The 8,887-nt window shown below is 73.0% G+C and carries 8 protein-coding genes; 6 read left to right on the top strand and 2 right to left on the bottom strand.

Annotation, left to right across the window (positions count from 1 at the left end; all coding sequences use genetic code 11):
* Positions 1 to 216: 216 nt before the first annotated feature.
* The gene (locus QM611_RS06995) at positions 217 to 927 is read right to left on the bottom strand and encodes a hypothetical protein (RefSeq protein ID WP_415079189.1); all 711 of its coding nucleotides are present in this window, start codon (positions 925 to 927) and stop codon (positions 217 to 219) included.
* Complete coding sequence (locus QM611_RS06990; RefSeq protein WP_415079188.1) at positions 911 to 1,537, bottom strand: hypothetical protein; 627 nt, start codon at positions 1,535 to 1,537, stop codon at positions 911 to 913. Before QM611_RS06990 ends, QM611_RS06995 begins: the two co-directional genes overlap by 17 nt.
* Positions 1,538 to 1,701: 164 nt before the next feature.
* On the opposite strand from QM611_RS06990, the gene QM611_RS06985 reads away from it, so the two are divergent.
* From QM611_RS06985 to QM611_RS06960, 6 genes are all read left to right on the top strand, one after another.
* Positions 1,702 to 2,700, top strand: a complete 999-nt coding sequence (locus tag QM611_RS06985) for a hypothetical protein (protein WP_415079187.1) — start codon at positions 1,702 to 1,704, stop codon at positions 2,698 to 2,700.
* A complete protein-coding gene (locus tag QM611_RS06980; protein ID WP_415079186.1) occupies positions 2,697 to 7,031 on the top strand; it encodes an FtsK/SpoIIIE domain-containing protein in 4,335 nt (1,444 codons plus the stop codon). Before QM611_RS06985 ends, QM611_RS06980 begins: the two co-directional genes overlap by 4 nt.
* A gap of 72 nt (positions 7,032 to 7,103) precedes the next feature.
* Positions 7,104 to 7,673 carry an FHA domain-containing protein gene (locus QM611_RS06975; protein WP_415079185.1) on the top strand — a complete coding sequence of 190 codons (570 nt, stop codon included), beginning with the start codon at positions 7,104 to 7,106 and terminating at the stop codon, positions 7,671 to 7,673.
* Positions 7,674 to 7,795: 122 nt separating this feature from the next.
* Positions 7,796 to 8,089: a WXG100 family type VII secretion target gene (locus tag QM611_RS06970; RefSeq protein WP_415079184.1), complete on the top strand. Its 294-nt coding sequence runs from the start codon at positions 7,796 to 7,798 to the stop codon at positions 8,087 to 8,089.
* Positions 8,090 to 8,149: 60 nt separating this feature from the next.
* The gene (locus tag QM611_RS06965) at positions 8,150 to 8,551 is read left to right on the top strand and encodes a WXG100 family type VII secretion target (protein ID WP_415079183.1); all 402 of its coding nucleotides are present in this window, start codon (positions 8,150 to 8,152) and stop codon (positions 8,549 to 8,551) included.
* Positions 8,548 to 8,883, top strand: a complete 336-nt coding sequence (locus QM611_RS06960; protein ID WP_415079182.1) for a hypothetical protein — start codon at positions 8,548 to 8,550, stop codon at positions 8,881 to 8,883. The genes QM611_RS06965 and QM611_RS06960 overlap by 4 nt, the downstream gene beginning before the upstream one ends.
* The last annotated feature ends 4 nt before the right edge of the window (positions 8,884 to 8,887 follow it).

Genomic DNA, 8,887 nt, shown 5'->3' with positions numbered 1-8,887 from the left:
GTGGGAGGCGTTCGCCGACCCGCGGGACGGCCTGCACCGGGTGGCGGCGGCGTGCGCCGGCATGCCGCGCTGGGAGGCGCCGGCCTAGCCGTCGCGTCGCGGCCGTCGCCGCCGCGGCGTCTCGCGCGGCAGTTTCCCGCAGTCGCGGCTGAAGTTCGCACGCGCGATTGCGGGTTTCGTGCGCGCGAGGGGAGATCCTGCTGCTCAACGCCCGGGTCAGCAGCCGGCGGCGAGCGGAGCGGGGGTCGCCGCCGCGGCGGGCTCGCCCCATCCGGCGAACTCCACGTCGAGCTCGCCCTCGTCGTCGGCGCGCACGAGCCGCAGCGGCAGCGGGGCTCCGGTCGTGCTGATCGTGAGCGCGCCGCTCGTGCCCTCCTGCCCCAGGATGACATCGACGCTCCCGTCGGCGGGACTGCCCAGCGACGCGGCGTCGACCGTGAGCTCGGTGACCAGCTCGACGGGGTCGAGCATCGACCCCCAGCGTGTCACGAGTGGGTCGTCGAGCCCGACGCACGCGTACGCGTCGGGGTCGAGGGATGCCTCCGCCGCAATCGCGGGCGACGGGCGCACGTACGCGCGGTCGCCGGCCGCCACGATGTGCGTGCGGTCGCCGCTCGCGGTGAACGTCGCCTCGAACGCGGCAGGGCTGCCGGCGAACTCGATGTCGACGCGTTCGCCGCGCGCGTCGCGGAACCGGCCCGTCATCTCGACCGCCCCGGCATCCCGCATCGCCTCGAGCGCCTCGGCCCGCGCGCCCGGCCCGCTCAGCAGGGTCACGCCGTTGCCCGACTCCGGGCCCCACGACGACAGGTCGACGTGCGTCGCGGTCGGGACAGGCTCGCCGCCGGTGGAGCCCGTGCACCCGCTCAGCGCGACGACGAGCGTCGCGAGGCCGCACGCGAGCAGCGGCCTACTCGGACGCGGCATCGCTGACGCACCCCGCGACGGCGCCCTGCTCGTCGAGCGTCGCGCGCTCGAGTGAGACGGGAGCCTTCTCGTTGCCGTCGGCCGGCCGCACCACAATGCACGACCGATCGTCGACGAGCCCGGCCGCGCGCGGCAGCCACGCCTCCGTCCCGGTCACCGTCTGCGAAACGTCCACTTCCGCCCCGGCCGGCCCGCCCACGACGACGACTTGGTACGGGGCATCCGGCCCGCTCCACGTGACGCGCACGGCGTTCTCGGTGACCTCCAGCTGCAGATCCGATGCCACCGCGCGCTGGGATCCTCCGCCGAGCAGGAGGAACACCACAGCGGCGACGATCGCCAGCAGCGTTGTGCCGATCGAGACGAGGAACGCGGGATGCCGCCACAGCGGCCGCCGCGCGGCGGGCGCCTCCTCGAGCTCTGGCAGCACCTCGCCGAACGTCTCCATCGGGCGCAAAGCACCGGGGGCGGACTCCAGGCTCGGGCGCGCGGCATCCCATCCGATCCGCGCCGTGGTGTTTATGCCGGTCTGGGCATATTGAGTGGAGGGCGACTCGCGGCGCGCCGCTCGGGCCCGGGGAACGCTTGAGATCAGATCGATCGACTCCACGGGCGCCACGGGCTTCGCACGCCGGCGGCGAGTGGGAGGCGACGGCTCGCTCATGGCTGTGGATGGGCCCTCTCGTGTGACCGGCGTCGAGGCACCGCCTAGCATAGTGTGGTCCGTTCCCCAGACCTGGAGTGCCTATGCTCGCGCGATCGCGACGTGCGGCGGTGGTCGTCGCAACGCTGCTCGCGGCCCTGGGCGGAGCCGTGCCGCTCGCGCACGCCGCGGGCGAGGACGACGACGCGACAGTGTCGGATGGCGCGATCGTGATCCCGTACGGCGAGACGGCGGAAGTGCGGCCAGGGGCCGGCTGGCGGGTGCTCTGCGACTCGGTGAGCAAGCTCGACGGCGTGCGGATCGAATGCTCGGCCGACGGCCTGACTCTCACCGCGAAGCCGTACGACCCGCGGTGGGGCGAGCACACGCTCGAGCTCACGCAGCGGTCGGAGACGGTGAAGCTCCCGCTGTCGTACCGGGTGCGGATGGGCCCGCCCGCGCCACCCGAGGTGGGGGCGCCGCGCATCGACCTGCCGATCGCGGTCGGGCAGCAGGCCCTCATCCCGTTGTCGGCGCTGCGCATATCGTGCGAGGCCTGCACGAGTGAGGGCGGGGCCACGCTGCGGGTTCTGACGCCGCCGCCGGGTGTGAGCGTCGGCGTCAGCGAGACCCACCTCGCCCTGCGCGCCGAGCAGCCTGGCGATGCCGCCATCCCGGTGCAGCTGGTCGACGATGCCGGACAGTCCACGACAAGCGAGCTCGTGGCATCCTTCGTCTCCTCGCCCCGCCCGCGTGCGGTGGGCGCGCTGCACATGCGATCGGCAGAGGAGGACGTGGACCTCTCGCTGCTGTCGTGGGGCAATGGGCTCACCTTCGTCTGCCCCGAGCGCGCGGACGGCGTCGGCTGCTCCGCCGACGGAGAGGGGACGCTGCCGCCCGACGCGTCGCCGGCCCAGCTCGTGTTCCGGGTCGTCGACGCCGAGGGGCGCCAAGCGCTCGGCAGCGTCACTCGCGACGACGAGCAGAGCGACCCGGCCCCCGCGGGCGCCGCGTGGCAGCGCGAAGCGGCGCTCGTGATGGTCGCCGCGCCGGTCGAGGAGGAGGCCGATTCGGCCGAGGCGCCGCTGTCGGCCATCGCGCGCTATCTGGAAGGGATGACTGGATCGTGAGCCTTCGCCTGACCATCGCCGGCAGCGAGCGGTCGGCCCACGCCGACTCGTGGCTCGTCGACGTCGACGAGGCGACCACCGTCTCCGAGCTGGGCGAGTCGCTGGCGGTCTCCCCCGACGTGCTCGCGCCGGCGGCCGACCCTGCGGACCCGTTCGCGGCGGCGGGACTGCGCAGCGGGGCGGTCGTGCCGGCTCCCGCGCCTGCGCTGCTCGCGCCCGGAACGCTGCGGCTCGAGTTCGTCGGGGGCCCGTTCGCGGGCGAGACGGTCGCTGTCGAGGCCGACCGCCCGGTCGCCATCGGCAGCGCGCCGGGGTCGGCGATCCGCGTCGCCGACCCGCACCTGGAGCCGGAGCACGCCGTGCTCACCGTCTCGGGCGGCGTGCTCGACGACGGCAGCGCAGAGCCGCTGACGGCGGTGCTCGCCCTCGTGGGCGACGCGGCCGCCGTGGTCAACGGCGAGCAGGTCCATGGCGAGGCGCGTGTTGTCCCCGCCGACCTCGTGCAGCTGGGCAGCAGCGTGGTGCGCATCGGGGTCGCCCCGGCGTCGGACGCCGACATCACGGTCGACGAAGTGGGCGCCCGCGCGTTCAACCGCCCGTCCCGCATCCGCCCCTCGCAGAGTCCGCCGACGGTGACCCTGCCCGGCGACAAACCCGACGAGCAGGAGGGCTCGCCGCTGCCCTGGCTGTCGGCGATCGTCCCGGTCGTGCTGGGCATCACGCTCGCTGTCGTGTTCCAGCGCCCGATCATGCTGTTGATGGCTGCCGCGTCGCCGATCATGGTCATCGGCTCGTTCCTCGCCAACAAGAAGCTCGCCCAGCGCAAGGGCCAGCGCACAGAGGCGGAGTGGATGGCGGAGGTCGAGTCGGCGCGAGCGCGCATCGCGTCGCACGTGAGACAGCAGCGGCTGGGCTCGTGGTACAGCCACCTCGACCCGGTCTTCATCCGAGACGTCGCGACGCGTCCGCTGGCGCGGCTGTGGGAGCGCCGCCGCGCCGAGTCCGATGCGCTGAAGGCACGCGTCGGCGTCGCTGATGTTCCCCTCGAGGTGCGCTTCGAGGGCGGCCCGCAGAAGGAGCGTCGCGAGGATCGGACGGTGGGCGTGTCGCCTTCCCCGGTGTCGGTCGACCTCGCCGCCGGCCCCGTCGGCGTTGCCGGCCCGGCCGATGTCACGGCCGGAGTCGTGCGCGCCATGGTGACGAGCCTCGCGACACTGCGGTCGCCGCGCGACCTGCAGATCGTGGTGCTGTGCGACCAGGAGCAGGAGGCAGCGTGGTCGTGGGCGCAGTGGCTGCCGCACGCGCACCCCGGGTTCGGCCCGGTCGCCCTGATCGGGAACAACGACCTCACCCGCCGCGAGCGGCTGCGAGAGCTCGGCACGCTGCTGGACGTGCGCATGCGGGTCGGCCGGGACCGCCAGCGCGAGACGGAGTCGCACATCGTGGTCGTCGTCGACGGCGCGCGCCGGTATCGGATGCTGCCGGGCATGGTGTCCCTCCTCGAGCACGGGGCGGCGCACGGAGTGCACGTGATCGCGATCGACTCCGACCGGTCGCGTCTTCCCGAGGAGTCGGCGTCGGTCGTCGTGGCCGACGCCGGCGACCCGATTCTGGGCCGCGTGGAATCGGGCGACGCGTACCACTCGCCGGTGCTGCTCGACCAGGTCAGCGTCGCCTACGCGGAGGAGGTCGCCCGCGCCCTGTGCCCGATCGAGCACGTGCGCGGCGTGGGCGACGACGCGACGGTGCCCAGCAGTGTGCGCTACACCGAGCTGCTCGGTGTCGACCTGGACGATCCGCAGGCGGTCGCCGAGCGGTGGCGGGTGGCGCCGCGGCAGTCGTACGTCGTCGTCGGCGCGGGCGCCGAGGGAGAGTACGCGCTGGACATCGCGACCGACGGGCCGCACGCCCTCGTGGCGGGCACGACCGGATCGGGCAAGAGCGAGTTCCTCCAGGCGCTGGTGATCTCGCTCTCGCTGGCGAACCGGCCCGACGCCCTCAACTTCGTGCTCATCGACTACAAGGGCGGCTCGGCGTTCGCCGACTGCGCCCGCCTTCCGCACACCGTCGGCATGGTCACCAACCTCGACGCACGCGAGACCGAGCGGGCCCTGGCCTCGTTGGATGCCGAGTTGAAACGCCGCGAGCGGGTGCTTCGAGACGACATCGGCGCGAAAGACCTCGACGCGGCGTGGGAGAAGGACCCCGAGGCATCCGCTCGACTCGGACTGGCCCGCCTCATGATCGTCGTCGACGAGTTCGCCGAGTTGAAGACCGAGCTGCCCGACTTCATCAACGGCCTCGTGCGCATCGCCCGGGTCGGCCGCTCGCTCGGCGTCAACCTGGTGCTGGCCACCCAGCGCCCGTCTGGCGTCATCACACCCGAGATGCAGTCGAACATCAACCTGCGCGTCGCGCTGCGGGTGACCGACCGGGCCGACTCGGTCGACGTCATCGGCACGCCGGACGCCGCGCTCATCTCCGCGTCCACTCCCGGCCGCGGCTACGTGCGCGCCGGGCTCGACTCCGCTCCCGTGCCGTTCCAGACCGCCCGAGTGGCGGGGTTGCGCATCGGCCACCAGCGCACGACGCGCGTGCTGCCTCCCGCGGTCAAGGTCGACTGGAAGTCGGTGGGCATGCCCCCGCGGTTCCCGGCCGCGGACAAGATCGCGCACCGGCCCGACCAGGACGACACCGACCTGCGCGGCCTCGTGCACCTGGCCACCCGGGCCGCGGCCATCCTGGGCGTCACGAGAAGCCCGTCGCCGTGGCTCATGCCGCTGCCCGACCTGCTGCCGCTGGACCGGTTCGACGAGGATGCCGCGCCGGGCGGCGCCGTCATCCTGGGGATGGTGGACGTGCCGTCCCGGCAGCGCCAGCAGCCGCTGCTGTGGGATGTGACCGGCGACTCTCATGTGCTCTTCTTCGGCGGCAGCCGCTCGGGCCGCACCACCGCGGTGCGCACGATGCTTGCCCAGCTCGTGCAGCGGTTCACTCCCGCCGACCTGCACGTGTACGCCGTGGACTACGGCACCGGATCGCTGCTGCCGTTCGCCACGGCGCCGCACACGGGCGCCGTGGTGACCCCGATGGACGCGGGCCGGCTGCCGAGGCTGCTGGACCGGTTGGGGCACGAGCTGTCGCATCGGCAAGCGGTGCTGTCGCGCGCCGGCGTCGGCAGCATCGGCGAGCAGCGCCGCGGCGGCGATCCGCGCGAGGCGCTTCCGTACGCGGTGCTCGTGATCGACGGGTGGGAGCGGTTGGCGGCGTCGATGAGCGCGGACGACATGGTGCTGCTTCGCGACCAGGTCATGCGCTTGCTGCGGGAAGGGCCGGCGGCCGGGCTGCGCGTGGTGATCACCGCCGACCGCTCGGTGTCCAGCGACAAGGTGTCGAGCTTCATCGACACGCGCTACGCGCTGCCGATGCGCGACATCAACGACTACCGCGCGGCGGGGATCATGATCCGCGACCTCGTCGCCGACATGCCGCCCGGGCGGGCGCTGTTCGGGCCGGAGGGCACGGAGGCGCAGATCGCCGTGCTGGCGGCCGACGCCAGCGGCGAGGGCCAGACGGCCGTCGCGCAGGGGATTGTCGAGCATGTCGCAGCCCACTTCGGCGGGTTCCCCCAGCTCGCGCAACTGCCGCAGCCGCTGCGCGTCGACCCGCTGCCGTCGCGCATCGGCCTCAGCGAGGCGCACGAGCTGCCGCTGCTCGACCCCGACGGCCCCGACCTGCCCGTGGTGGCGGTGGGCGGCGACCGCCTGTCGCGGATCACCGTCGACTGGCCCGCGGTCGGCGGCTTCGTCGTGGTGGGCGATCGGCGCAGCGGAAAGACGCACACGTTGGCCGCGATCGCGCATCAGCTCGGCTGGCACGGCACGGACCTCGTGGTCGTCTGCCGCGATGGGTCGATTTTGGCCGAAGTGGCCCGCAGCCACGGCGCGCCGCTGCTCAGCCCGAGCACGCCCGACGCGGAGGTGGTGGCGGCGTTGGCCCCCCGTGAGCATGCGCTTACGATCGTGATCGACGACAGCGAGGCGATTCGCGACTCCGCCCTCGATCGAGCGCTCGCGGCGGCCAGAGGGCACGCGCGCTACATCGTCGGGGTCGGCGCCGAGTCGGCAGGATCGTCGCTGACCGTCGCGCTCACCGAGGCGAAGAAGGGCAGGGCCGGCATCCTGTTGTCGCCGCCGTCGACGATCATCGGCAGCCAGGTGTTCGGAGTGCAGCTGCCCCGCACCCACATCGGGCGTGCGGGGCCGGGCGTCGGACTGTTCTTCGCCGACGGCGTCTACACACCGGCCCTGGTGCCCGACCTCACGGCCTGACTCGTCGACCGGGCCGTAGACTTGCCAGCGGCTCGGGTGGCGGGCCCAGACACACCGTGCGGGAGGGCTGTGATGAGCACTCAGTGCCGCTTCTGCGGCGAGGCCGTGCGGCCCGACAGCATGTTCTGCCCGGCGTGCGGCCAGCTCACGGGCATGGCCGCGCGCCCGGCGCCTCCGTTCCCGGCGTCGGCTGCGAAGAAGAAGACGGATGCCGCGCCCGCGCCGGTCTCCGACGAGCCCCCGCCGCCGGTGCCGCTTCCTGCGCGCCGGTGGGCGAAGGCGGAGGAGCCCGCGGCGGACGAGACGCCGTCCGCGCCGCCGCCGGCGTCCGCCATCCTGCTCCCCGGCGGAGCCACGGTCGCGCTCGACCGCACGCTCGTGCTCGGCCGCGCGCCCGAACTGGCCGCGGCCGAGCACGGCGGGACTCCGGTCGCCCTCGACGATCCGCAACGGGCGATGTCGCGCGTGCACCTGGTCGTCTCGCCGACGGGCGAGGTTGTCACGGCGACCGACCCGGGGTCGGCCAACGGCACCGTCGTGGAGCGAGCCGGAACGGCGTTCGCGTTGCAGCCGGGCGCTCCCACCCCCCTGCTCCCCGGGGACCGTTTGTTGCTCGGCGACGCGGTTGTCGTCGTGTCTTGATCCGCTCGGCCGCACGGCATGGGGAATTGTGCCCATCGGCATGTGAGCGACGAGTGTGTTAGCAATGAGGGACGAGATGTAGACCGCGCGGCGTCGCGGCAGAACACACAGGGGGCAAGGCCATGGCAGACATCAAGGTCACTTCGGAGTCGCTCGCGGGCGTCGCGAACCAGCTCGCCTCGGGCGCGACGGCGATCGAATCGCAGTTGGGCAACCTCAAGTCGCTCGTGCAGGGGCTCACGGCCGGGGAGTGGGGCGGCACCGCGTCGCAGACGTTCAACGAGCTGTTCGAGCAGTGGGATGCCGCTGGCCTGCAGCTGAAGGAGTCGCTGAACGGAATCAGCGACCAGCTCTCCAAGGCCGCGCTCGCCTACGAAGAGTCCGAGAACAACATCGGGAACAGCTTCCGCGCTTAAGCGTTCGGCCGGGCCGCGCTCCGTGCGGGCTCGATCGACGCGTTCAGAGGGGGGATTCTCATGGTGCAGTTCGCGGTGACCACGCCGGCGCTCGGCTTTTCCGCTGCGTCGATGACCGGCGCTGTCGCGCAGTTCGACGCCCAGCTCAACCAGGTGTCGGCGGCGGTGAACGCGGTCGTCGGCTCGACCTGGACGGGCTCGGCTGCCGACGCGTTCGCCGAGGAGTGGGACGCGTTCCTGGCCAGCGCCGCGGTGACGCGGGAGTCGCTGGCGAGCATCGCCATGCGCCTGCAGCTGGCGCAGGGCGGGTACGACAGCAACGAAGCGCAGGTGACGGCCGGCGCGCGCTCGTCGCGCGTGAATGTGCAGGTGCCCGGCAGCGGAGGCGGGTCTGGCACGCAGGACGACGACGCAGCGTCGGACGAGCAGGCAGAGCAGGATGGCACGGTGGTGGCCTCATGAGCGCCCAGCACACGTATGAGACCTCGGACATCCGCGGGCTGGAGTCGGCGCTCAAGCAGCTGCAGGGCTACTGCGCCGAGCTGCAGGCGCACGCCATGTCCGCAACAGGCGCGGTGAGCGCGCAGTGGAGCGGTCTGGCCAACGTCGAGTTCGTGAATCGCGTGCAGGCCTGGCAAGTGGGCGCGGTGTCTCTCACCGGCCACGCCGAGTACCTCGCGCTGTGGGCAGGAGACGCCGCGTCGCAGTACGAGGCCGCGCAACGCTCGACGCAGAGCATGTGGTCTGGCGGAGGCGGCGGCGGCGGAGCCGGCGGCCCAATGACGGCGGTGTGACGGC

The organism is Microbacterium sp. (assembly GCF_047606685.1).
Lineage (GTDB): Bacteria > Actinomycetota > Actinomycetes > Actinomycetales > Microbacteriaceae > Microbacterium.
Note: the sequence above shows the minus strand (reverse complement) of the source record. Positions and strands in the feature narration are given on the sequence as shown.

What these genes read in the sequence shown, in the direction of transcription:
- QM611_RS06995 (WP_415079189.1), bottom strand. Translation starts at nt 927, where the DNA reads ATGCCGCGTCCGAGTAGGCCGCTGCTCGCGTGCGGCCTCGCGACGCTC.
- QM611_RS06960 (WP_415079182.1), top strand. Translation starts at nt 8,548, where the DNA reads ATGAGCGCCCAGCACACGTATGAGACCTCGGACATCCGCGGGCTGGAG.
- QM611_RS06970 (WP_415079184.1), top strand. Translation starts at nt 7,796, where the DNA reads ATGGCAGACATCAAGGTCACTTCGGAGTCGCTCGCGGGCGTCGCGAAC.
- QM611_RS06965 (WP_415079183.1), top strand. Translation starts at nt 8,150, where the DNA reads ATGGTGCAGTTCGCGGTGACCACGCCGGCGCTCGGCTTTTCCGCTGCG.
- QM611_RS06975 (WP_415079185.1), top strand. Translation starts at nt 7,104, where the DNA reads ATGAGCACTCAGTGCCGCTTCTGCGGCGAGGCCGTGCGGCCCGACAGC.